We start from the raw sequence: 22,540 nt of genomic DNA on the forward strand, positions 1-22,540 counted from the left end.
GACCTTCTACCCTCCGGCGGGCAGGTCCGTGCGCCGGGCAGTCCCCAGGTGCACTCCGACGCGCTTGACCAACAGGGTCATCTCGTAGGCGACGAGCCCGACGTCGGAGTCCGCGTCGGACAGCACAGCGAGGCAACTACCGTCCCCTGCCGCGGTGACGAACAGGAAGGCCTCGTCGAGTTCGACGACCGTCTGCCGGACCCCGCCCGCGTCGAAGTGCCGGCCCACCCCCTTGGCGAGGCTGTGGAATCCGGAGGCCACGGCGGCGAGGTGTTCGCTGTCCTCGCGGCTGAGCCCCTCGGAGACGCCCGTGGGCAGCCCGTCACCGGAGAGCACCATCGCCTTGCGGATGCCGGCGACGCGCTCGACCAGGTCGTCCAGGAGCCAGTTCAGCTCACCGACAACCCCGTTGGTGGTCTGCGCATTGGCCTTCGGCGCGGTCATCGACCGTCCCCCTCAGAGTTCGTTCCTCGTGCTGTTCCGTCGGTGCGCTCATCGCCCGCGGTGTTCTCCGCACGTCCACGCCGCCAGCCGCGCTGGAGCGAGGCCATACGGCTGCGCACCTCGTCGGCGTCCCGGTCGGCGGGGAGTGCGGAGGGAGTCCTGTCTTCGGCCGGTGTCGTGCTGTCGCCGCGCAGGTCCGGGCCGTCCTTCAACTGCGGTGCCAGGTTGGCCTGTCGGACGCGGCGGGGCAGGCCGCCGGAAGTGGTGCTGGGCACGGCTGGCCGCTGGGCGTCCGCCGTGGACTCGGGGGTCTCGCGCGGGGCCGCGGGCTCCTCCACCGCACGGGTGCGGCGTCTGGGGAGGCCGGCCGGGGTGTCACGCTGTCCGTCGCCGTCGCCCCGGTCATGCCGCTCGCTCGGTTGGGGCGCGGCAGGGTCGTCCGCGTCGGGCCGGCTGTGGGTCACAGGCCTGCCGTGCGAACTGACGAGCTTGGGCACGCGCCGTCGTGGAAGCGGAAGTGGCCCCTCAGGACCGGCTGCCGGATCCTGCGCGTCGCGGTCCCCGGAGCGGCGCGGGCCGCCTGCATGGCGGGAGGCGTCCGTGTGGCGGGAGGCGTCCGTGCCGTCGATTCCGGCGCGGTCGTCCTCGGCCTGCTGGTGCTGTTCGCCGGAAGGCCCGGACACGGCACGGCGAGGGCGGAACAGACCGCCGCGCTCGCTGTCCTCGTCGCCCAGGGCTCCGGGGAACGGGGTCATGTCGGAGGTGGTCAGCGGCGCCTCCAGCTCGACCGGCCCGTTGAGAACGGAGGCCGGCAGACCGGGCAGCCCGGCCACGGTGCCCGGCTGCGGTCGGCCCGCCGAAGGGGCAGTGCGCCGCAGCGCGTTGGGCCGGTCGAGACGGAAGCCGGCGCCCTCGGTGTCGGGGGCGTCCGTGAGCAGGGAGTCCGGGATGAAGACCACCGCGGTGGTGCCGCCGTAGGGCGACGGCTGGAGGGAGACGCGGATGTTCTGCCGCTGGGCGAGGCGGCTGACCACGAACAGGCCGAGCCGATCGGTGTCGGAGAGTTCGAATTCCGGTGTCTCGGCGAGGCGCAGGTTGGCGTCGAGCAGCGCGTCGGGGGCCATTCCGAGGCCGCGGTCGTGGATCTCCAGAGTGAAGCCGTTCGCGACGCGCTCACCGACCACCTGCACGGCGGTGTGCGGCGGCGAGAACACCGTGGCGTTCTCCAGGAGTTCGGCCACGAGGTGGGTGAGGTCGGCGACGGCCGGTCCCGTCACGGCGATCCGCGGCAGCCGCCGTACCTCGACGCGCTCGTAGTCCTCCACCTCGGCGACGGCAGCCCGAACGATGTCCATGAGCTGGACGGGTCTGCGCCACTGCCGGGACGGAGCGGCGCCGGAAAGGATCACCAGGCCCTCCGCGTGGCGGCGCATCCGGGTGGTGAGGTGGTCGAGGCGGAACAGGTCGGCGAGCTCGTCGGTGTCCTCGGTCCTGCGCTCCATGGTGTCGAGCAGGGTCAGCTGCTTGTGCAGCAGGACCTGGCTGCGCCGGGCGAGGTTGACGAACACCTCGGAGACGCCGCGGCGCAGTTCGGACTGCTTGACGGCGGCTTCGACGGCGGATCGCTGCAGGGTGTTGAGCGCCTGGCCGACCTGTCCGATCTCGTCCCTGTCGTATTCGAGACGCGGCGCCTCGGTCTCCACATCGACCTCGTCCCCTGCGGCCAGGCGGCGCATCACACCGGGGAGCCGCACACCGGAGGCCTCGTGCGCCTCCAGACGGAGTCGCCGCAGGTCACGGATGAGCCCGCGGCCGATGCGTACGGAGAGATACAGGGAGACGAGCAGACCGAGCAGACCGAGCACTCCGGCGACCCCGGCCCGCACCAGGACGTCGACGGCCTCCGGGCGGGCGCGGTCCTGGTAGCGCTCGGTCGCGGCGGTGTCCCGGTCGACGAGTTCGTCGAGCACAGGCTGCGAGGCCTTGTCCCAGCTCCGCGCGGTGACGCCCCTGGGAGCACCGGGAGAGCCGTTCACGACGGCTTCCTCCGCGGAGCGCAGCGGGTTGGTGTCCGGGCTCTTCCAGTACCGCTGGTAGCGGGAGCGCTCGGAGTCGGGCAGAAGCGCGAGATTGCTCTCGTAGAGGAGGGAACGCTGGGCGACGAGGTCGGAGACCTGCCGCAGCTCCTGCTGGTTGAACCGGCGAGCGACGAGCCCCGAGCCGACCAGCGCGTCCTCCTGGGACAGGAGTTCGCGTGCCTTGAGTACGCCGACGAGGGCGCGCGCCTGGCGTTCCACCTTCGCGTCGTCGAGGGCCGTGAGGTCGAGCAGGAAGTCGTACGTCGGCGCGATGAGGCGGTTGTAGAACTCAAGGGCCTGGGCGCGGGTCACGGTGCCTTCGTCGACGTTCCGACGCAACGACGCGATGCCTTCCAGGCCCTCGACGGCGGTATCGAGAGAGACCCGGGCGTCACCGTCCAGGTCCTCGCGGATGTCGCCGTCGCGCACCTTTTCCTTGATCCGCGTGATCGACTCGTCGGCCGCGGTCCGCTCGGCCCGCAGCGCCGACTGGGCGTCGGAGGCGCGGGGGTCGGCGAGGTAGACGAGCGTCTGGCGGCGTTCCGCCTGCAGGGAACGGCCCGTGGCGACCAGCGGGTAGGCGATCGAGTCGATCGCCTGGCCCGCGGAGATCAGCTGGACGGCGGCGCGCCCCGTGATCACCGTGGCGAAGGCCCAGATGGCCGTCAAGGACAGCAACGGCACCAGCAACAGCGCCACGATCTTCCGGCGGATGGACTTCCCGCGAAAGCGCATGGCCTCCCCCAGATCGACCCCTCTGCCTTCAGGGGCACACATGTGCGTCAACAAACGGCGCGAGCCTACTACTGAGACAGGAGCAACTCGAAGGCCTGTCCGGATGATGTCCGAGTGAACTGTGGTGCCGACATCATGAGTTGTCCGGCATTGCGGGAGATTCCCACCGCTCGACCCCCTATTCGCCAAGGATCGCAACTGACGCACGCTGTCCGCGAGTTGGCCGGAATCCTGCGCACCGCCCGCCCGGAACAGGCGAGTTCACCGAAACGGGAATCTTCCCGGCGCGCCATTCGTCTTCCTCAAGGGAGGGGAGGCTCGACGGCGTAAAGCACAGCAATTCGGGCAGTCACTGTGCAGTGCCGGTGCGGGGGCATCGGCTTGAGGGCCATTCAGGGCCCACGAGCGGTGGGGAGTGACGTGGCGATGGGCACGGCAGAGCGAAACGGGCTGTGGATCGAGGAGCCGGCGCGTCGACGCCGGATGCCCGATCCCGTACGGACGGCCGCGGTGCGGGCCGTCCTCATAGTCGCGCTCACCCTGATCCAGGCCATGATCGCTGTGTTGTGCACGCTGACCGACTCCTGGCTTGCCTTCCCCATGGTGCTCAGCAGCGTGGCCAGCACCGTGGCGGCCACGTGGGGCGTCCTCGACGTCTGGGTGACGCGCCAGGTGTGGAACCAGCGGCACGGCGTCGTCTCGGTCCCGGCCAGCACGGCCCGGCAGTTGCGCAAGGAGCGCCGCCAGGCCCGTCGTGCCGCGAGGTCGCGGCGCGGCGCCCCGCGGCCCGATTCGGTCAACATACGCAGGCGCGGCGGGGCCGGGCAGCTGACCCACTCCTGAGTCGCCCCCCGCCGCACGCTCAGTCATCGGGCGTCAGGCATCAGGCATCAGGCATCAGGCATCAACGGGCCGCTTGTACATCCGCGTGGCCGTGATCTCACCGTGCACCGTCTCACCCTCGGGGTCCTGCTGCGGCAGGCCCGGACGCAGGTGCTCCTCCACGCTGATGTACTTCAGGCCGGCCCGAAGGTCCGCGTCATTGCGCATCCGGATCACGAGGGGGAACTCGGCGAGCGCCGTCGTGTCGAACAGGCCGGTGGTGTAGAGGAGTTGCACGCCGAGCGCGTCGGACACCGCACGCTGCAGTTCCAGCAGGTACGTGGCGTTGGCGCGGCCGATCGGGTTGTCGAGGAACAGCGTGCCCGCGTGGCGGTGCTTGTCCCGGCCCCGGTCGTTGGAGCGCAGCGCGGCCATCGTGCAGTACAGGGCGATGGCGGCGGTGAGCAGCTGACCACCGGAGAACACGTCGCCCATCTGTCCGACGGGGACGCGCTCGGCGCGCAGCACGGCGTCCGGCTTCAGGATCTCGACGGCGATGCCCTTGGGCTGGAGCGCCGCACTGACACCGCGCAGCAGCAGGGACATTCCGTCGCGCCGCAGGTCGGAGTTCTTCTTCACGGCCGCGCTTGTCGCCTCGTCGATGACCTCGCCGAGCCGCTCGATCAGCGTGGCCTGGTCGGGCTCCTCGAAGCGAATCCGCAGGAACTCCTGCCCGGACCACTCGCCGAGCCCCTCGGGCAGCCGGGACAGGCGCTGGGCGGAGCGGAGGGTGGCGAGCGAGGACTCCACGAGGCCGCGCAGCCGGTCCACGATCGAGTCGCGGTTGCGCTCCAGCTGGGCCAGCTCGTCGGTGAGGACGCGCAGCCGGGGCGCGAACGCGTCGGCCCACTTCTGCGCGTGCTCGGGGAGGGCGGACGCGGGCAGTTCGCGGATCTGCTGGCGGGCGGGCGTACGCACCTGCTCGTACCGCGTCGAGTTCGCGTGCCGTACGAGGATGTCACTGGCCTCGCGGACCGCCGTCTCGGCCGCGGACAGGTCGGCGGCGCAGCCGCGCAGCGAGCGCCGGGCCTCGGCCGCCGTCTGGCGGGCCTCCTCCAGGGCGCCGGGGTAGGGCTCCGGCTCGTCCTCCTCCGACGGGTCCGCGTGGTCGCGCAGCAGGTCGCGCAGGAGCGCCGCGGTCTCCTCGAAGCCCCCGGCCCCGTCCTCGGCGGCACGGTGCGCGTCGAGAAGTTCGGCGTGGGCGGCGCGGGCGCTGGTCAACGCGTCGGTGCGGACGGCGAGTTCGGTGGTGGCCGTGCGCAGCAGGGTCTGCGCATGCTCGGTGCCGGACGGGACGAGGTCCTCGGGCAGCTCCGTGTGTGCGTCGCCGTCCTCGGGCGCGTGACGCTCGGCCTCGCCGCGCAGCCGGCCGAGCTGCTCGCTCGCGGTGGAGGCGCGGGTCTCCAGGAGCTGGACGAGTTCCTCGGCGCGGGCGGCGGCGGCCTGCCTGGAGGGGCCGTCGGCGCCTTCGGAGGTTTCCAGCAGGGTGGCGGCGCGGGTACGCACCTTGTTGGTGAGCCGGTCCAGGTCGGCGAGCGCCGCGGACTCGTCGGACTCGGCGCGGGCCTGCTCGGCCCGCAGGTCGGCGCCGACGCCCACCTTTTCGTAGACCTGGGACGCGGCCCGGTACGCCTCGCGCAACGCGGGCAGCGACGCCTTGGGAGCCGATCCCTCCGGTACGTCGTCGGGAGCGCCGGCGATCTCGGCGCGCTCTGCGCGCAGCGTACGGGCGGTGCGGCGGGCGTCGTCCGCGGAGCGCTGGGCGGCCCTGCGGTCCTCGTCGGCCGAACGCGCGTGCTCCAGGCAGGACTGGGCACGGGCCTCCGACTCGACGGCCTCGTCGGCCAGCTCTCGGACCTTCGCCTGCCAGCCGGCGCGCTCGCGCAGACGGAACGCGAGTCCGGCGAGCGCGTCGGCGGCACGGCGGGCCTTCTGCGCCGCCTCCTGGCGCTCGTCGCGCACGCGGGTCGCCTCGGCCGCGGACTCGTCGGCCTCGGCGCGCAGCGTGCGGGCCTCGGCGAGCTCGGCCTCGGACTCCTCGGCGAACGTACGGGCCTCGCGGGCCGCGGCGGCGAGTTCGGCGAGGCGGCCCGCGGGGCAGCCGGAACGCCAGGAGGTGAGGCGCGCCGCCAGTTCGCGGTCCTTGGCGAGGCGCCCGGCGAGCGTGCGGATGTCCTCGTCGCGCCGGGCCGCGCGCTCGCGGAGCGCCTGCCGCTCCTCGTCGGCGGCGTGCTCGTCGTGCATGGCCGGGTTCGGCGGTACGAGGAAGACGGCCGCGTCCCTGGAGGAGGACGCGTCCTCGGCCGGGGTCGGGGCGAGCAGCGCGGCGGCGGTGCCGACGGCGACGGCGGAGCGGGGCAGCAGGGCCGCGCCGGCGAGCGCCTCCCGGGCCCGCTCATGAGCCGCCGGGTCGGTGATCACGACGCCGTCGACCAGCTCGGGCCGGGCGGCGAGTACGCGCGCGTGGTCGGCCGGATCGACGGACTGGGCGAGGTAGCGCCAGCCCGGCAGGGCCGGGATGCCGTGCTCGCCGAGGAACTCGACGGTGGCCAGCACGTCGGGGCCCGGTGGGAGCAGACCGCCGTCACCCAGCGCGCCCAGGATCCGGGAGTCGTCGGCGGCGGCCGTACGCAGCTCGAACAGCTGCCGCTCGGCGGCGGTCACGGTGTCGTCGAGCAGCGCCTTCAGGTCGTCGGCGGCGCGGTCCAGGTCTTCGGCGGTGAGGGTGCCCTCAGCGGCGCCGTCGGCGGAGGACTCCGACCCCTCGGCCTCGCTGGACGTGCCGCCCACACCGAGCAGTTCGGCCAGCCGCTCCTCCCCCGCGAGGGAGCCGGCCGCCCGATCCTCCGCCTGGTGGGCCTGCTCCGCGGCGCTCGCGGCGTCGGCGGCGCGGGCCGCCGTCAGCTCGGCGCGCGACTCGACGGCGCCGGCTTCGCGCGCGTGCTCGGAGGCCCGGCGGGCCGCCTCGCGCGCGGTGTCCCACGCGGCGACGGTGGTCTTCTCCGCGTCCGCGGCGGCGAGCGCGGCGCGGGCCGGGTCGGCGTCGGGCGCGCTGTCGTCGATCCACCCGGCGCGCACGGCCTCGGTGGTCTCCTGCTCGACCTCGGTCAGCCGCTGGCGCAGGTGCCCGAGCTCACTGCGGGCGCGCTGGGCCTCGGTGGCCGCGGCCGTGGCGTCGCGGTGCGCGGTCTCGCCCGCGTCCTGGAGGACGGCGGAGCGCTCCTCCTCCTCGTTCGCGTGCGTTTCGGCCTGCTCGGCGGCGCCGTGCAGCGCCCGGACGAGCTCGGATGCGGCCTTCGCGCGGGCCGCGAGCGCGGGGGCGGCGTCGCGCTCGGCCTCGCGGATGGCGACGGCCACGCGCGCGGAGCGGTCCGCGGCGGCGCGGTGGCGCAGGACGGCCTCGGCGGCCTGCCAGGCGGAGTGGAGGCCCCGCGCGTCGGCCAGCTCACGCTTCTGGGCGGCGGCGGCCTTCTCGGCTCCGGCGAGCGCCAGGGAGGCGTGGCGGTAGGCGAGTTCGGCGGCGATCAGGGAGCTGCGCTCGCGCGCCGAGTCCGCTTCGGTGACGGTGTGCGCGGCAGCGGTGACCTGCTGGGCCAGCTCCCCGGTGCGACCGCGTTCGACGGCGGCGCGGGCGGACAGCCGGCGGGCCAGCGTGCGCGTGCGGCGCTCGGCGGCGGCATGGATGTCACGCGCGCGTCCCCGCGTGTCGGCGGCCTCCACGATGCGGGTGAGCAGGTCGACGGAGCCCGCCGTGAAGTCGCGCTCGGCGATCAGTTCGGCGCGCCGTCCCAGCTTGTTCCCGAACCCGCTCACCAGGTCGGCGAGACCGTCCGTGTCCCGTGTGTCGGTCACGGCGCGCAGCAGCAGGTCGGTGAAGTCGGAGTCCTTCTTGACGGCGAAGAGGCCCGCGGCCTCGCCCTCGTCCGCGTTCATCTCCCGCTGGTAGCGGAAGAGTTCGGGGTCGAGGCCGAGGTCACCGAGGTGCTCGTTCCACCGGTCGTGGATCTCCTCCCAGTGCACCTCCAGATGCGGGTACGCCTTGCCCGCCTCCGTCAGCGCGTCCCGGAAGCCCTTCATGGTGCGGCGCCGCCCCTGCGCGCCCGAGGCGCCCTCGGCGGCGGGGCGCACGGCGCTGGACTCGGCGACCGGCAGCGAGTCGAGGCTCAGGCCGGGGCCCGGCCTGAAGGAGTACCAGGCCTCGGCGAACTTCCGCGGGTCGTTGGAGACCTGCCGCCCCCGCCACTCGCTCACCTTGCCGACGACGACGCACTCGCCGGTGAGCGTGTGCTGCCACTCCAGGGCGACGTGTCCGCAGTCGTCGGCGAGGAGGAACTTGCGCAGCACGCCGGAGCTGGCGCCGCCCAGCGTGTTCCGGTGGCCGGGCAGCATGACCGAGAAGATCAGCTTGAGCAGGACCGACTTGCCGCCGCCGTTCTCCAGGAAGAGCACTCCTGCCGGCGCGGGGCGGCGCGGCGGGCCGACGGGCTCGTCCTCGAAGAACTCCGCCTGGGTGGGTGCGGGGTCGGGCACGGGCTCGCCGACGCCCCGCAGGTCAAGCACGGTGTCGGCGTAGCGCGCACCGGCGGGCCCGATGGAGTAGAGGCGAATCCGGGACAGCTCGTACATGGCGGACTCTCGTGGTAGGTACGGAAGTTCAGAAGGTCAGGAGTGGAACGGCAGGCCCGCGTCGGCGGCGAGCTCGGCCGCGTCCTCGTCCATCGGCGGCACCAGGCTCGCGGACCCGTCGGTCACGGGGACGACCCCAAGCTCGAGGAGTTCGGCCATGGCGGCCGTGCCGGCCATGTCGCGGACCTGGAGCTGGTAGCGGGCGGTGGTGCGGTACGTGCCGCCCGAGTCGTCGCCGGTTCTCTGCAGGAAGCCGGAGTCGGTGAGGAACGCGGCGGCCTTGCCGACGATGCCGGTCGTCGAACTGGCGAGGCGGCGCGTGTCCTTGGTGGCTCCCGTGGAGCTGCGCCGCGCCCAGATCCGCCACGCGGCTTCGAGTCCGGGGGCCTCGGTCGCCGGGTCGGTGTTCTCGCCGGTCTCCTCGGCCCGCTCCTCCAGCTTGCGGCAGGCCTGCCGGACGAAGGCGTCCACGCCGTTGACACTCACGCGGCCGATGTAGCCGTCGTCGGCGAGGTCCTCGGGGCGCGGGAAGGCGAGCGCGGCGACCGCGAGATGGGCGAGGCCGTGCAGGAAGCGGTCGGTGGAGTCGGTGGACGCCTTGCGCGCGTAGTCGCCCATGCGGACCGCGAACACGGAGTCCTCGGCGGCGGTCACGGCCATCCCCGCGCGCGGGGACACCTCCAGGACGACGAGGCCGAGCCCGGTGGCCACGGCGTCGGCGAGCCGCGCGAAGGGCGGGTCCTCGCGGTAGCGGCGCAGCAGCTCGCCGTACTCCTGGTCACGGGAGGGCTGCAGCTTCGGCTGGAGGCCGAAGGAGACGAGCCGTGCCGCGTCGGCGGCATCGGCCGGGGTGACGGGCGCCTGGGCCCTGGCCGAGCCCGAAGCGTCGGGCTCGCCCCATTCGGCGTGCTCTTCGGCGTACTCGGTCACGGGTGGTGCTCCTTCATGGGCTTTGCGTGTCCTGCGTGTCCTGCGTGTGCTGCATGTTCTACGGGGACGTGGGTCGGCATCACGCGGCCTCCGTCCGGTCCGTGGCCATCCCGACCGCGTCGAGCAGGGCCGTGCCCACGATGAGGTCGGCGCCGCCGAACTCCGGGTCGTCGAGCTCGGTGCCGTCGTCCACGGCGAACAACAGCTTCTCCTCGCCCTGGCGGTAGGCGGTGCCGACCGGCGGGCTCGCGGCGTGCACCGCCAACAGGGCGACCAGATACGGCAGTTCGGCATCGCGCCTGCGGGCGTCGGCGAGCAGTCCGGACAGCCGGCGCGGCGCGTCCGACGGCAGGTCGAGCAGCTCCATGGCGCCCGCGAGCTGCTCCTCGCTGAACCGGCTGTCGTCCGGCGTCGCGATGAGGTCCGGCTCGGGCATCTCCGCACCGAGGTGCTCGCGCTCCATGGGGGGCGTGAGCAGTATGTCGACCAGGTCGCCGACCCGGACGGACACGGGCGTACGGAGTCCGGTGCCGCGCGCGAAGAAGGCGTCGGTCGCCTTGGTCGCGCTCTCCACCGGAAGCGGCAGCAGCGGCGCGAGGAGCTGCCCGTACAGGTCGAGGCCCGCGCGCGCGGAGGGCGCCGTGAAGGCCTGCCGGTCCTGCTCGGCGCGGAACAGCGGACCGGCCTCCAGGAGGCGCGACTGCAACTGCGTGTGACGGCGGATGCAGTCCTTGACGATGTCGACGAGCTCGGCGGCGCGGCGCTTGTGCTCCTGGTCCTCCGCCTCGTCGCGGGCCTTGCGGATGTTCGTCAGGATCGCGTTCTCGTGCCGGTAGCGGTCCGCGACGTGGTCGAGCGCTTCGGCGATCATGTCGGGCACGGCCTGCAGCCAGTCGACGGCGCGCACATTGCGCCGCGTCGCGTCCAGCGCCTTGCGGAGCGTCTCCGAGTACTGCACGGTCCGGTATCTGGCCTGCTCGGCGGCGAGCTGCGCGTCCGCGAGCCGGCCGCGGCTGATCAGCACCTCCAGCTTGACCTCGGCGGCGATCTGCGCGCTGGTGACGTCGGTGTCGAGGGCGCCGACCAGCACGTTCACCGCCTCGTCCGTCGTGCGGAGGTAGACGCTGCCCCCGTAGCCGGGGACTTCCTCGATCAGCTTGAAGTCGTAGTCACGCCGTACGTAGGAGCCGTCCGGCGCGAACGTGCCGTACACGGCACGGAAGCCGCGGTCCACGCTGCCGACGTTGATCAGGTTCTCCAGGACCCAGCGGGCCACCCGCTCGTGCTCGGCGGCGGGTCGCTGCGGGTTCTGTGCCGCGATGCGGGGCACGAGCCTGGCCACTATCTGTTCGTGGTCGGCGCCCGTGTCGAAGTCCATGTTCAGCGTGACGAGGTCGATGGCGGACAGCGCCACCTCCGCCATCCCGTACGTCGAGTACTCGCCCGCGAGATTGGCCTTGCGCACGTCCAGATCGTGCAGCGGCGCGGTGCACGCGAGCGCGCGAAGGCGGCGCGCGAGCCCTTCGTCGGCGGCCGGGCCCGGTGCGGGGCGCGGCCCCGCGCTGAGCTGGGGCGGAACGGATTCCGTGCTGGCAGGCGAAGTCACGGAGCACAGGGTATGCGCTGGGTCTGACAACGGTCGAAACGGCGCAGATGCGACGGCTTTCGGGCCTGCCCGCGACGAGCCGCGAAAGTCCGCTAGCCGTCCTTCGGCATCCGCTGCCGGTACGCCTCGACGAGTCCGTCGCGGGAGTCGTCGAGGTACTCGCCGAGCAGTGTCTCGGCCGTGTCCCTGCGCCCCTCGCGCAGCATCTCCACGAGTTCCAGATTGCGCGCCAGGTACGGCTCGTGGAGGCGCTGCGGGTCGTCGACGACGTGGAACGCGAGCCGTAGCTCGGCCAGGACGCTGCGCATCAGTTCGTCGGTGCGCTCGCTGCGTGCCAGGGCGACGAGTTCGCGGTGGAAGTGGATGTTGGCGGTCGAGACGCTCTTCCACTCGCGCCGCTCTGCCCCCCGGTGCCCGTCGGCGACCGCTCCGGCGACCCGGTCGAGCGCGTACGGAGGGTCTCCCAGGGACCGTACGACGGCGCACTCGACCATGCGCCGGGTCCGGTAGATGTCCTCGACGTCGTCGACGCTCAGGACGCGCACGAAGACCCCGCGGTTCAGCCGGTGTTCGAGCAGCCGCTCGTGCGTGAGCAGCCGGAACGACTCGCGGAGCGTGTTGCGCGACACCCCGAGGGCACCTCCGATGCTGTCCTCGGACAGGCGTGTGCCGGGCGGGAAGTAGCCTTCCGCGATCCGGCTGCGCAGGATGTCCGCGACGCGCTCGGCGGTGCTGGTGCGCCCCAGCAGCGCGCGGTCGTCCGCGAGGTCGTTGAGTTCGTCCATGGCCACGGCCGAATTCAAGCGCAGTTCCAGGAACGGGACAACGTTGGTATCGACGGATCGTTCAACGACGCCCTGTGATCCCTTCAAGAGTCTCGAGCAGCCGCTCCACGTCCTCCGCGCTGCTGTAGGGGGCGAGGCCCACACGGACGCCACCCGCGTCTCCGAGGCCGAGCCGTCGCGAGGCCTCCACGGCGTAGAAGGAACCGGCGGGGGCGTCGATGCCGTGGGCGGCCAGGTGCCGGGAGATCTCGACCGGGCTCCGGCCATCGACCGTGAACAGGAGGGTCGGGGTGCGCCGCTCAGCACGCGAGTACAGGGTGATGCCGCCGACGTCCGCGAGTCCTCGCTCCATGCGCCGCCGCAGCGCGTCCTCGTGCTCCTCCAGGTCCGTGAAGGAGGCGATGAGGCCCTCCCTGCGACTACCGCTGACACCCGCACTCAGGTCCGCGAGGAAGTCCACGGCGGCGCTCGCGCCGGCCAGCAACTCGTAAGGAAGGGTGCCGAGTTCGAAGCGCTCCGGTACGGCGTCGCTGGACGGCAGCAGCTTGTCGGGGCGCAGCGACTCGAGCACCTCGGCGCGGCCGGTGAGCACGCCCAGGTGCGGTCCGAGGAACTTGTAGGGCGAGCAGACCAGCGTGTCCGCGCCGAGCGCCGCCAGGTCGACCGCGGCATGCGAGGCGTAGTGCACCGCGTCCACGTGGAAAAGAGCACCCACTTCGTGGGTGAGGGCTGCCAGGGCCGGCAGGTCGGGACGCGTGCCTATCAGGTTGGACGCGGCGGTGACGGCCACCAGGCGGGTACGTTCCGAGAGCACCGCCTTGAGGTGCTCGGGTCCCAGCTCGCCCGTCTCCGGGTCGAAGTCGGCCCACCGTACGGTGGCGCCCGCCGCCTCGGCCGCCTGCACCCACGGGCGGATGTTGGAATCGTGGTCGAGCCGGGTGACGACCACCTCGTCGCCCGGCCGCCAGGTCTTGGCGAGCGTCCGGGACAGGTCGTAGACGAGCTGCGTGGCGCTGCGCCCGAACGCGACGGTTCCAGGCGTGGTGCCGAGCAGATCGGCCAGTGCCGCACGGGCCTCGACGACGATCCCGTCGGCACGGCGTTCGCCCTCCGTCGTCTGCCCCCGGTTCGCCAGCGGCCCGGTCAGTGCGGCGGCGACGGCGTCGATGACCGGAGCGGGGGTCTGGGTGCCGCCCGGCGCGTCGAAGCGGGCCGTGCCGGACTTCAGGGCGGGTATCCGTGCCCGGATGGCGGCGATGTCGAGGGCCATGACTCAACTCCTGTGGTGCGTGGGCGACACGGGGCCTCCTCCCGGTCAGGGGCAGACCTCGCACGGCTGGCTCGTACCGGAAGCCGCTTGCGCGACCCCCGTCACATGATCGCAAGCCCGGAGCGGCACCTCCAGGCCCGGGACCGAGGCGAGCGCCGCCGCGACCCCGGCAGAGGCCCGCAGGTCGAGACGGGCGCCGGTGCCGCGCATGCCGTGCCGTGCTTCCTCCGCGGCGAGCGCCAGAAGCCCGGGCAGCAGGTCGGCGCAGCGCCGCGCGACCCAGCCGGTGCCCGCCGTGGCGAGCCACCACAGTCCTGCGGCGCGGGTCGGCGCGGGCCGTTCCGGCTCGACAGGGGGCGCCGGGCCGAGCGTCTCCCCCGCGGCGGCGAGCACGGCGTGGAAGCGGGCCGCGAACTCGCGGTGCCCCCGCTCGCCGGGGTGCAGCCGGTCCACGCTCCACAGGGCGGGGTCGGCCGCCCAGGCGGCGTCGGCGGCGTGCAGGTGGACGGCTCCGTGGCGTTCGGACAGGGCGTGGACCACGGAGTTGACCGCGCGCTGGCGACGCGCGAGTGGCCGCGCCAGGACGCCGGGCAGGCCCAGCAGGGCGCCGGGGTCGGGCAGGCACGCGGTGAGCAGGACGGTGCCCCGTTCGGCGAACGCCCCGTACACGGTGTCCAAGTGGGCGGCCACGGCATGGATGTCGAAGGCGGCGCGCAAGGTGTCGTTGATGCCGGCCACGACGGACGCGACATCGGGAGTGAACGCCAGCGCACATGGCAGTTGGCGCAGGAGCACATCGGAGGTCTGCGCCCCGCTGGTCGCGAAGTTACGGAACTCCACGGGCACTTCGGTGGGCGCCAGGCCTTCGGCGAGCAGCGCGGCCCAGCCCCGCCATCCGCCACCGACCGGATCACCGACACCCTCGGTGAGAGAGTCCCCGAGCGCGGCGAACCTTAGAGCCTTCATGTCGCGCCCCGAACCGGGACCTGAACAGGTGCGTCGTGAGCCGCCAGGAAGGCGTTCACGGCGACGTCCCACCCGAAACACTCGGCACGCGCGCGTGCCATGTCCCTGCGCCGCCGCACGGGCCGCCCGAGCACGTCCCGGACGGCTGCCGCGAACGCCGCACCGCTGTCCTCGGCCACGGCCCCGGCCCCGCCGACCACCTCCGGCAGCGCCGAGGACGCGCTGACGACGACCGGTGTCCCACAGGCCAGCGCTTCCAGGGCAGCGAGCCCGAACGTCTCGGCGGGCCCCGGCGCCAGGCACACGTCCGCCGTGGCCTGGAGGGCCGCAAGCGTGGCCGGGTCGGCAATGTGCCCGAGGAAGTCGACCGGCAACCGCCGCGCCCGCGCGTGCTGTTCGAGCCGCGCCCGCAGCGGCCCGTCCCCCGCCACGACGAGCCGGGCGGGCACACCGGACCGGCGCAGCCGCGCCACCGTGTCGAGCCCGATGCCCGGCCGCTTCTCCACGGAGAGCCGGGTGCACATGAAGAGCAGCACCTCGTCCACGCGCGCGTACCGCGCACGCACCTCCTCACTTCGCCCCTGCGGCCGGCACCGCACGAGATCGACGCCGAGCGGCGCCCGCACCACGTTGCGCGCCCCGATCCGCACGAACTCGCGCTCGGTCCACTCCGTGGTGCACACCACGCGCGTGTAGGCGTGCGCCGTACGGACGTTGAGCACATCGGAGGCCCGCCGCGCGGCGCGCTCGGGCAGGCCCCACGTACGCAGCACTCCATGGGTTGTCTCGTGGGACACCATCACGGCGGGTACGCGCGCGCGGCGCGCCCACTCACCGGTCCAGCGCAGGGACGTCCGGTCCGACACCTCGAGCCGGTCCGGGCGCAGCCGGGCCAACAGCCGTGCCACGCGCTGCCGGTCGGTCAGGACGCGGTAGCCGCCGCTCGCCGGGAGCGGCGTCCCCGGCAACGTGATGACGCGCCCTTGAGGCGTCCGTGTGTCCGAGACCCGCTCCCCCGGCACGATCAGCACCGGTTCGTGCCCGGCCGCCAGATACCCCGCGCCCAGCTCCCGCAGCGCGGTCCGCAAGCCGCCGGAGGCGGGGGCGACGAAGTTCGCGAGCCGTACGATCCGCAGCCGCCCGCTCATGCCGCCACCGCCCCCGCCCCGGCCCCGGCCGAGCGCGCATGCAGCACGTCTACGTAGTGCTCCACCAGGAGGTCGCCCACGGCCTCCCAACTGCGCCCGGACACCGCGGCCCTACCGGCGCTCCCGTAGGTGGCGCGCAGACCAGGGTCCCCTGCGAGCTCCCGCACGGCGTCGCGCAACGCCTCCGCGTCGCCCGGCGGGACCAGCAGCCCGGTCCTGCCGTGCGCGACGAGGTCGAGGGGCCCGCCGGCCGCCGGGGCGATCACCGGCACTCCACTCGCCATGGCCTCCTGCACGGTCTGGCAGAACGTTTCGTGGGGACCTGTGTGCACGAACACGTCCAACGAGGCGAAGATCCGGGCGAGTTCGTCCCCGGTGCGCCGCCCCAGGAAGAGCGCGCCGGGCAGCGCGCCACGCAGGGAGGCCTCGCTCGGCCCGTCCCCCACCACCACGACCCGCACGCCGTCGAGCCCGCACACCCGCGCGAGGAGCTCCACGTTCTTCTCCGGCGCGAGCCGCCCCACGTAACCGACGAGCAGCTCACCACGCGGCGCCAGGTCGGCACGGAGGAGTTCGCAGCGCCGCTCGGGCCGGAACCGTACGGCGTCGACCCCGCGCGGCCACAGCCGCACCCGTGGCACCCCGTGCGCCTCCAGGTCGCGCTGTGCGGCGGTGGAGGGCGCGAGGGTACGGTCCGCGGCGGCGTGCACGGTGCGGATCCGCCGCCAGGCCGCGCCCTCCCCCGCCCCCACGTACGTACGCGCGTAGCCCGCCAGATCGGTCTGGTAGACCGCCACGGCGGGCACGCGCAGCCGGGTCGCGGCCGCCATGCCGCGCATGCCGAGCACGAACGGGCTGGCCAGATGGACGAGTTCGGCCCGGTGCGCGGCCACGGTCTGCGCGAGGCGGCGCCCCGGCAGCGCGACACGGACCTGCGGATAGCCGGGCAGCGGCAGGGACGGCACCCGGACGACGGGGCAGGGCGCCGCCGCGTCCGCCTGGGGCCCGGTCGGGGTGGCGGGAGCGACCACGAGGGGTTCGTGGCCGCGGGCGGCGAGGTGCCGCGCGGTCTGCAGCGCGCAGTGCGCCACACCGTTGATGTCGGGCGGGAAGGACTCGGTCACGATGACGACACGCATACGGGCTTTGTCGCCCCGCCGGACGTGCTCACGTCAAAGTGGATCTTTCCTGGCGAGGAACGGTCCGTGAGCGTTGGCCGCCACCGAAAACCACAGGTGAACGACCAGAAGGTGGCCCCTCACCGAGGGGCCACCTCCCGGAAATCAGCGCGCCACATGCGCGGCGTGAATGAAGCCGATCACAACGCCGTGGCGTCGGGCCCGATCCTGCTGCGGACCGCGGTCTGTACCTCGTCCTCCTCGGCCGGATCGGCCGCGAGTCGGCGCAGTTGATCGACAACACGGGCGTCGCCCGTCTCGGCGTGCCGCGCGGCGACCTCCCGGGTGCTCTCCTCGCAGTCCCACAGGCACTCGACCGCGAACCCGGCGGCGAAGGAGGGATCGGTGGCGGCGAGCGCGCGGGCTGCGCGCCCGCGCAGATGTGAGGACGCCGTCTCGCGATAGATGTGCCGCAGCACGGGAGCGGCGCAGACGATGCCGAGCCGTCCTGCCCCATCGACGAGCGGCCAGAGGGTGGGGGCGTCGGGACCGTCGCCGCGTACTGCCTCCCGTAGGGAGGCGAGGACGAGTTCGCCGTCCTGCGCGCCGCCCCTGCAGGCGAGCATGCGGCCCGCGGCGGCGCCGAGCGCGTCCGGCCGGGGCGCCCACTGCCGGGCCCGCTGCACGACGGCGACGCTGCGCATCCGCTCGAAGGCGTCAAGCGCGGCGTCCACGACAGCGCGGGACGGCGCCTCCACCGCGGCCTCGATGAGATCGAGCACCGCCGGGTCATGCGTATCGGCGAGGTAGCGAAGGGCGGTGCAGCGCGCCCCGTCGGTACCGTCCTGCGCTGCGCGCAGGATCTCGGCGTGGTCCTGCGGACCCGCCACGGCGGTCAGGCAGCGGGCGGCGGGCACGTACAGGACGGCGCCCCGCTCGAAGCCCTCCTGCGCCCAGTCGAAGACGGCCTGCACGCTCCACTCGGGGCGCGGCCCCGCCGGCCGCATCTGCCGCTGCCAGCGGTCGAAGGAGCCGGTTTCCTGCGCGGCACGCACGCGTGCCCCCACATGCGGGCGCGGGTCCTCGGCCCACAGGCGCCAGGGTCGCGGTTCGAAGGCGTCGCGCACGACGGCGGCGAGATCGGCCTCGGCGTCGGCCGGAAAGCGCGCGAGGACCGGCTCGGCGAGCGCACGCAGGCCCGCGTCGTCGTCGCGCAGGGCCAGCTCGTCGAGCGCCCAGGCCCAGTTGCCGCCCACGGCGGCGTACCTGCGCAACAGCTCCAGGGCGTCCCGCCTGTCGTAGGAGGCGAGGTGGCCGAGGACCGCGAGCGCAAGGCCCGTACGTGACTCCTCGGTGTCGAGGAGGTCTTCGGGGTCGAAGAGGTGCCGCTCGATCTCGTCGAGCTCGCCATGGAGATCGACGTAGAGGCGGGCGTAGTACAGCGAGCGGTTCTCCACCTGCCAGTCGTGGCGGGGGTCGCTCAGCACACAGTGATTGAGAGCCGCGAGTGCCTCGGCACGCGGCGCCGTCAGCGCGTGCAGCGTGCCGTCGCCGCGGCCCCGCTGCAGCAGGCCGAGCAGCGTACCGCTGGGCGCTATGACCGGTTCGAACATGGGAAACAGCCTCACATCAAGCGTCGACGCAACCGGGACGATCACCTACCTGGCCACGCGACAACGCGTCGGAGCGCCCGCCGTCTCTTGCTTGCTGCTACCCATTTCTCTGCCTCTCGTCCAAGGCCCGGAACCGGGCCGTTCACGGCCCGCTCTGCACGTGGGCACCACCTGCCCCGGCCTCGCGTCCGTAAATCACGCCGTCATCATGACCCAGCGGTTCAACCCACCGCGACCGCATTTCCCGCACCCCCGTTTTGCCTGGTCAGAGTCGGTGTGTCAGGAGGTGCCGAAGAGGTCGACGAGCTCCGTCTTGCCGAACATCCGGGCCGTGTCGACCGCCGAGGGGGTTCCCGCGGCCGGATCGGCGCCCCCTTCGAGCAGTGCGCCGATCACGTCGTCGGCGCCCTTGAAGACGGCACCCGCGAGCGGGGTCTGACCCTTGTCGTTGGCGCGGTTCGCGTCGGCGCCGCGCCCCAGAAGGGCACGCACCGCCTCGGCGTGCCCGTGATAGGCGGCGAGCATGACAAGCGTGTCACCCCGGTCGTTCGTGAGGTTCGCCGGCACCCCGGCGTCCACGTAGCCCACGAGAGCCTCCGTCTCGCCGCGTCGCGCGAGGTCGAAGATCTTGGTGGCCAGCTCCACGACCTCCGGGTCGGGGGCTTCGCTCATCGGGCGGACCGCCTTTCTCATACGTGCCGGTACGGCTGTGCAGCCGTACGAGTGAATCGACAGGGTACTGCCCGGTCCCGCACATGACCCGATCCCGCCGAGGCAAAGATCACGAAGAGTGCGGACGACCGTCCGGCAGCACGCTCGAGCGGCCCAGCAGCGGCTGGTCAAATGGGTGAAAGCTAAGCATTTCCACCCATTTGCACCTTTTGTCGTATAGATACATGCTGTGAGCCTGGAAGAACTCATGGTGACTGTCCCCATCAACCAGGAGAACCCTCATGATCCTGTCCATCTCGGGCGTCGTGCTGCTCGGCATCATCGTCTTCTTGTTCTTCCGCAAGGACGGCCTGAAGGCCTCGCACGCACTGGTCTGCGCCCTCTTCGGCTTCTACTTGGCGGGCACGGCCATCGCCCCGAGCATCAAGGCGGGCGGCCAGAGCCTCGCCAGCCTGCTCGGCGGGATCAAGTTCTGACCGGACCACTCACCCGCACACACCACCAGGAGAACGACGTGGCCAGGCGCCCACTCCCCCGCATTCTGAGCAACGGCAGCGCCACGATCGCCCGGAGCCGGGACATGGCTCGGACGGCCGCCGACGGTGCCACCGACGTACTCCACCCCCTCATCACGGTCAGCCGTGGACTGCGTCGCCTGGCCGGTGCCGGGCGGCAGAAGTGGGCGAACACCCCCAAGGAGCGGCGCGGACCGCTGCTCTTCCTGGTGGCCGCCGTCGTCCTGGTCGTGGTGTTCATTCCATACGGTCCGCTGCTGGCGCTCATCACCCTGATGGCGGCGGCCGGATGGAAGGGGCGCGATCCGAAGCCGCCGGAGCAGACCGGCCCCGACGATTCGCAGGTACAGCGCCTCTCGTCCCTCTACGAGGCGCTTGTACCGTACTTCTCCGTAGCCGACGACCCGAGCCCGCTGTACGCGCACGGGGGCGACTGGGAGAAGGCCTTCGAGACGTTCGACTTCGACGGCGACGGCCGTGTCGACCGGATCGACATCCGCTACCCCGCCTACTTCACGGACGGGGAAGCGGCGTCCCGGGCCCGGATCGAGCAGCTGCTGCACGCCAAGCTCGGTCGGGCCCGCGAGTACCACTTCGCGTGGGACGAGGAGGGCAACCACCTGACGGTGAACGTGCTCGACCCGCTGCCCACGGACATCGCCGCCCAGCCCTTCGTGACCTCGCCCGGTGAGACCGTGCTCGGCTTCACCGACGGGACCGGCGTCCAGCGCACGCTGCCGGTGCAGGCGGGCGATGAGGAGCGGGACGAGCCGCCCGTCGTGTGGCGCACCGGCGTCCGCTCCACCGAGCCGCACCTGCTGATCGCGGGGCAGCCGGGCAGCGGCACGACGTCCCTGCTGCGTTCCGTGGCACTGCAGGCGCTGCGCCACGGTGACGTGCTGATCGTCGAGGGCAGTGGAACAGGCGACTACGCGTGCCTGGTCGGCCGCCCCGGGGTGCTCGCCGTGGAGTGCGGTCTCGCCGGCGCGCTGACCAGCCTCGAATGGGCCGCACACGAGACGGAGCGGCGGCTGATCGCTGCGAACCGGGCGCGTCAGGCCGGGCACCCCACCCCCGACGACATCAAGCGCCCTCTGTGGATCCTGCTGGACCGGCCCGGCGCCCTCGGTCATCTCGCCGCCGCCGACGGCCGCAAGGACCCGCAGACGCTCCTCCAGGTGCCCCTCAGGCACGGCCGCGCGGCCGGCGTGACCGTGGTCGTGGCCGAGCAGTTCGACAGCCTCGACGCCCTGATCGACCCGGTCCGGCAGCACACCCGCGCGCGCGTGGTGCTCGGCCCGGCCGCTCCGGAGGAACTGCGGGACGTGCTCGGCACCCTGCCGCAGACGACGCCCACCGCCGACATCCCCGCGGGCCGCGGCTACGCCCGCCTGGGCACGGGCCCCGTCCACCGCCTTCAGGTCCCCGCCACCCCGGACCCGTACGACGACGCGACGAGCGAGACCCATCGGCAGGCGGTCACGGCGCTCCTCCCGGAGCGCAGCACGCCGGCCGACGCGGCCATCGAGACCCCGGTCGAAGCGGTGCCCGACGAGGCCGAGGCGCTGGCCGAGCGCTGAGAGCAAGGCTCTACGCGAACGAAGCGGCGCTCTCCACTGAGCGGCGGCCGGCTACGCGATCAGGGTGCGCGGCACGTCCCCGCCCGCACCCTGACCGTCGCGGACGAGCTGCGCCGCAGCCGCGAGCCGCGCCGCCGCCTCGTCGGCCACGGCGCCGCCCACGGTGAACGGCAGCCGTACGTACCCCTCGAAGGCCCCGTCGACGCCGAAACGGGGCCCCGAGGGGACGCGCACACCGACCCGCTCGCCCAGCTCGGCGAGGCGCGAGCCCGACAGGCCTCCGGCCTTCACCCACAGAGTGAGGCCCCCGTTCGGCACGTCGAACTCCCAGTCGGGCAACTCCCGCCGCACGGCGGCCACCAGCGCGTCACGGTTCCCGCGCGCCTGGGCGCGCCGCAGCGCGACGGCCTCCTCCCAACCCCCGGTGTTCAGCAGCCAGTTCACCGCCAGCTGCTCCAGGACCGGAGTGCCGAGGTCCGCGTACGCGCGCGCGGCGACCAGGCTGCGGATGACGTCGGGCGCGGCCCGCACCCAGCCGATGCGCATGCCCGCCCAGAACGCCTTGCTGGCCGAGCCGACCGTGATCACCGTGGAGCCCGCGGGATCGAACGCGCAGACCCGGCGCGGCATCGCCGCACCCTCGCCGTCCTCGTCGAAGTGCAGTTCGGTCATGGTCTCGTCGACCACCAGCACGGTGCCCGCCGCGCGCGCGGAGTCGACCAGCGAGCGGCGCTGCTCCTCGTCGGCGAGCGCGCCCGTCGGATTGTGGAAATCGGCGACTACGTAGGCGAGTCGGGGCGCAGCCTCGCGCAGGACCTGGCGCCAGCGGTCGAGATCCCACCCGCGGAGCCCGTCGGCCATGGCGACGGGCACGAGCCTGAGGCCCGCCTCGCGCATCAGCTGAAGGATGTTCGCGTACGAGGGTGACTCCACGGCCACGCGTTCGCCGCGGCCCGCGAAGAGGTGGCAGATCGCGTCGATGGCGCCCATCGCGCCCGTCGTGACCATGATCTGTTCGGGCATGGTCGGGATGCCGTGCGCGGTGTACCGCTCGGCGATCATGGTGCGCAGCGCGGGCAGCCCCGCCGGGTAGTCACCGTGGGTGTGGGCGTACGGCGGCAGCTCTTCCAGAGCGCCCTGTACGGCGCGGGTCAGCCACGGTTCGGGGGCGGGCAGCGCCGCCGTGCCGAGGTCGATCATGGAGCCGAGGGCCTCGGGCGGCAGAGGTTCGAGGCCGCGCGCGGGCAGCGGATTCCCGGCGGGCACGGCGGTCCAACTGCCCGCACCCCTGCGGGACTCCAGGAACCCTTCGCCGCGCAGCGCCTCGTAGGCGGCCGCGACCGTGGTGCGACTCACGGAGAACGCCTGGGCGAGTTCGCGCTCGGCAGGAAGCCGCGTGGCCACCGGGACGCGGCCCTCCAGGACGAGGAGGCGGATGCCGTCGGCGAGGGCTCGGTAGGCGGGCGGGCGGCGGGTGCCGGGGCCCGCGGGGCGCGGCTGCTGCGAGGTGAGCAGCCGAGCGAGCTGGGTCGAGCCGATCGCCGAAGTCCACTGCGCCATGCGAGCCAGTCC

The 22,540-nt window shown here is 73.1% G+C and carries 16 protein-coding genes; 3 read left to right on the plus strand and 13 right to left on the minus strand.

The window, feature by feature from the left end; translation table 11 throughout:
- Positions 1 to 6: 6 nt before the first annotated feature.
- Both ACIRHA_RS20995 and ACIRHA_RS21000 read right to left on the minus strand, forming a co-directional pair.
- Complete coding sequence (locus tag ACIRHA_RS20995; RefSeq protein WP_351339480.1) at positions 7 to 444, minus strand: roadblock/LC7 domain-containing protein; 438 nt, start codon at positions 442 to 444, stop codon at positions 7 to 9.
- Positions 441 to 3,257, minus strand: coding sequence for a nitrate- and nitrite sensing domain-containing protein (locus ACIRHA_RS21000; RefSeq protein WP_403847767.1), 2,817 nt, complete (start codon positions 3,255 to 3,257; stop codon positions 441 to 443). The genes ACIRHA_RS20995 and ACIRHA_RS21000 overlap by 4 nt, the downstream gene beginning before the upstream one ends.
- 426 nt (positions 3,258 to 3,683) lie before the next feature.
- On the opposite strand from ACIRHA_RS21000, the gene ACIRHA_RS21005 reads away from it, so the two are divergent.
- Positions 3,684 to 4,100, plus strand: coding sequence for a hypothetical protein (locus ACIRHA_RS21005; protein ID WP_403847770.1), 417 nt, complete (start codon positions 3,684 to 3,686; stop codon positions 4,098 to 4,100).
- 54 nt (positions 4,101 to 4,154) lie between these two features.
- Here the strand turns inward: ACIRHA_RS21005 and ACIRHA_RS21010 are convergent, their stop codons facing one another.
- The 10 genes from ACIRHA_RS21010 to ACIRHA_RS21055 form a co-directional block, all read right to left on the minus strand.
- Entirely contained in the window at positions 4,155 to 8,765 is a 4,611-nt protein-coding gene (locus ACIRHA_RS21010) for a hypothetical protein (protein WP_403847773.1), read from the minus strand.
- A 36-nt stretch (positions 8,766 to 8,801) separates the two neighbouring features.
- Complete coding sequence (locus ACIRHA_RS21015) at positions 8,802 to 9,695, minus strand: hypothetical protein (protein WP_403847776.1); 894 nt, start codon at positions 9,693 to 9,695, stop codon at positions 8,802 to 8,804.
- A gap of 79 nt (positions 9,696 to 9,774) precedes the next feature.
- The gene (locus tag ACIRHA_RS21020) at positions 9,775 to 11,301 is read right to left on the minus strand and encodes a hypothetical protein (protein ID WP_403847779.1); all 1,527 of its coding nucleotides are present in this window, start codon (positions 11,299 to 11,301) and stop codon (positions 9,775 to 9,777) included.
- Between the two features lie 92 nt (positions 11,302 to 11,393).
- A complete protein-coding gene (locus ACIRHA_RS21025) occupies positions 11,394 to 12,086 on the minus strand; it encodes a GntR family transcriptional regulator (protein WP_403848889.1) in 693 nt (230 codons plus the stop codon).
- Positions 12,087 to 12,147: 61 nt separating this feature from the next.
- Positions 12,148 to 13,356 carry a cysteine desulfurase-like protein gene (locus ACIRHA_RS21030; protein ID WP_403847782.1) on the minus strand — a complete coding sequence of 403 codons (1,209 nt, stop codon included), beginning with the start codon at positions 13,354 to 13,356 and terminating at the stop codon, positions 12,148 to 12,150.
- A gap of 45 nt (positions 13,357 to 13,401) precedes the next feature.
- Positions 13,402 to 14,322 carry an SGNH/GDSL hydrolase family protein gene (locus tag ACIRHA_RS21035; RefSeq protein WP_403847785.1) on the minus strand — a complete coding sequence of 307 codons (921 nt, stop codon included), beginning with the start codon at positions 14,320 to 14,322 and terminating at the stop codon, positions 13,402 to 13,404.
- Positions 14,319 to 15,470, minus strand: coding sequence for a glycosyltransferase (locus ACIRHA_RS21040; protein WP_403847788.1), 1,152 nt, complete (start codon positions 15,468 to 15,470; stop codon positions 14,319 to 14,321). The genes ACIRHA_RS21035 and ACIRHA_RS21040 overlap by 4 nt, the downstream gene beginning before the upstream one ends.
- Entirely contained in the window at positions 15,467 to 16,609 is a 1,143-nt protein-coding gene (locus ACIRHA_RS21045; RefSeq protein ID WP_403847791.1) for a glycosyltransferase family 4 protein, read from the minus strand. Before ACIRHA_RS21045 ends, ACIRHA_RS21040 begins: the two co-directional genes overlap by 4 nt.
- A gap of 179 nt (positions 16,610 to 16,788) precedes the next feature.
- A complete protein-coding gene (locus ACIRHA_RS21050) occupies positions 16,789 to 18,201 on the minus strand; it encodes a HEAT repeat domain-containing protein (protein WP_403847794.1) in 1,413 nt (470 codons plus the stop codon).
- A 279-nt stretch (positions 18,202 to 18,480) separates the two neighbouring features.
- Positions 18,481 to 18,873: an ankyrin repeat domain-containing protein gene (locus ACIRHA_RS21055; RefSeq protein ID WP_403847797.1), complete on the minus strand. Its 393-nt coding sequence runs from the start codon at positions 18,871 to 18,873 to the stop codon at positions 18,481 to 18,483.
- Between the two features lie 281 nt (positions 18,874 to 19,154).
- On the opposite strand from ACIRHA_RS21055, the gene ACIRHA_RS21060 reads away from it, so the two are divergent.
- Together ACIRHA_RS21060 and ACIRHA_RS21065 are read left to right on the plus strand one after the other, a co-directional pair.
- A complete protein-coding gene (locus tag ACIRHA_RS21060; RefSeq protein ID WP_266598445.1) occupies positions 19,155 to 19,349 on the plus strand; it encodes a hypothetical protein in 195 nt (64 codons plus the stop codon).
- 38 nt (positions 19,350 to 19,387) lie between these two features.
- Positions 19,388 to 20,968 carry a hypothetical protein gene (locus ACIRHA_RS21065; protein ID WP_403847800.1) on the plus strand — a complete coding sequence of 527 codons (1,581 nt, stop codon included), beginning with the start codon at positions 19,388 to 19,390 and terminating at the stop codon, positions 20,966 to 20,968.
- Positions 20,969 to 21,019: 51 nt separating this feature from the next.
- Here the strand turns inward: ACIRHA_RS21065 and ACIRHA_RS21070 are convergent, their stop codons facing one another.
- The gene (locus ACIRHA_RS21070) at positions 21,020 to 22,528 is read right to left on the minus strand and encodes a PLP-dependent aminotransferase family protein (protein WP_403847802.1); all 1,509 of its coding nucleotides are present in this window, start codon (positions 22,526 to 22,528) and stop codon (positions 21,020 to 21,022) included.
- Between the last annotated feature and the right edge of the window lie 12 nt (positions 22,529 to 22,540).

This window comes from Streptomyces sp. NPDC102360 (assembly GCF_044766085.1).
Lineage (GTDB): Bacteria > Actinomycetota > Actinomycetes > Streptomycetales > Streptomycetaceae > Streptomyces.

Bases quoted from the DNA above. Each gene is read 5' to 3' on its own strand.
- ACIRHA_RS21050 (WP_403847794.1), bottom strand. From the start codon at position 18,201: ATGTTCGAACCGGTCATAGCGCCCAGCGGTACGCTGCTCGGCCTGCTG.
- ACIRHA_RS21005 (WP_403847770.1), top strand. From the start codon at position 3,684: ATGGGCACGGCAGAGCGAAACGGGCTGTGGATCGAGGAGCCGGCGCGT.
- ACIRHA_RS21055 (WP_403847797.1), bottom strand. From the start codon at position 18,873: ATGAGCGAAGCCCCCGACCCGGAGGTCGTGGAGCTGGCCACCAAGATC.
- ACIRHA_RS21000 (WP_403847767.1), bottom strand. From the start codon at position 3,257: ATGCGCTTTCGCGGGAAGTCCATCCGCCGGAAGATCGTGGCGCTGTTG.
- ACIRHA_RS21035 (WP_403847785.1), bottom strand. From the start codon at position 14,322: ATGAAGGCTCTAAGGTTCGCCGCGCTCGGGGACTCTCTCACCGAGGGT.
- ACIRHA_RS21040 (WP_403847788.1), bottom strand. From the start codon at position 15,470: ATGAGCGGGCGGCTGCGGATCGTACGGCTCGCGAACTTCGTCGCCCCC.
- ACIRHA_RS20995 (WP_351339480.1), bottom strand. From the start codon at position 444: ATGACCGCGCCGAAGGCCAATGCGCAGACCACCAACGGGGTTGTCGGT.
- ACIRHA_RS21025 (WP_403848889.1), bottom strand. From the start codon at position 12,086: ATGGACGAACTCAACGACCTCGCGGACGACCGCGCGCTGCTGGGGCGC.
- ACIRHA_RS21045 (WP_403847791.1), bottom strand. From the start codon at position 16,609: ATGCGTGTCGTCATCGTGACCGAGTCCTTCCCGCCCGACATCAACGGT.
- ACIRHA_RS21070 (WP_403847802.1), bottom strand. From the start codon at position 22,528: ATGGCGCAGTGGACTTCGGCGATCGGCTCGACCCAGCTCGCTCGGCTG.
- ACIRHA_RS21010 (WP_403847773.1), bottom strand. From the start codon at position 8,765: ATGTACGAGCTGTCCCGGATTCGCCTCTACTCCATCGGGCCCGCCGGT.
- ACIRHA_RS21060 (WP_266598445.1), top strand. From the start codon at position 19,155: ATGATCCTGTCCATCTCGGGCGTCGTGCTGCTCGGCATCATCGTCTTC.
- ACIRHA_RS21030 (WP_403847782.1), bottom strand. From the start codon at position 13,356: ATGGCCCTCGACATCGCCGCCATCCGGGCACGGATACCCGCCCTGAAG.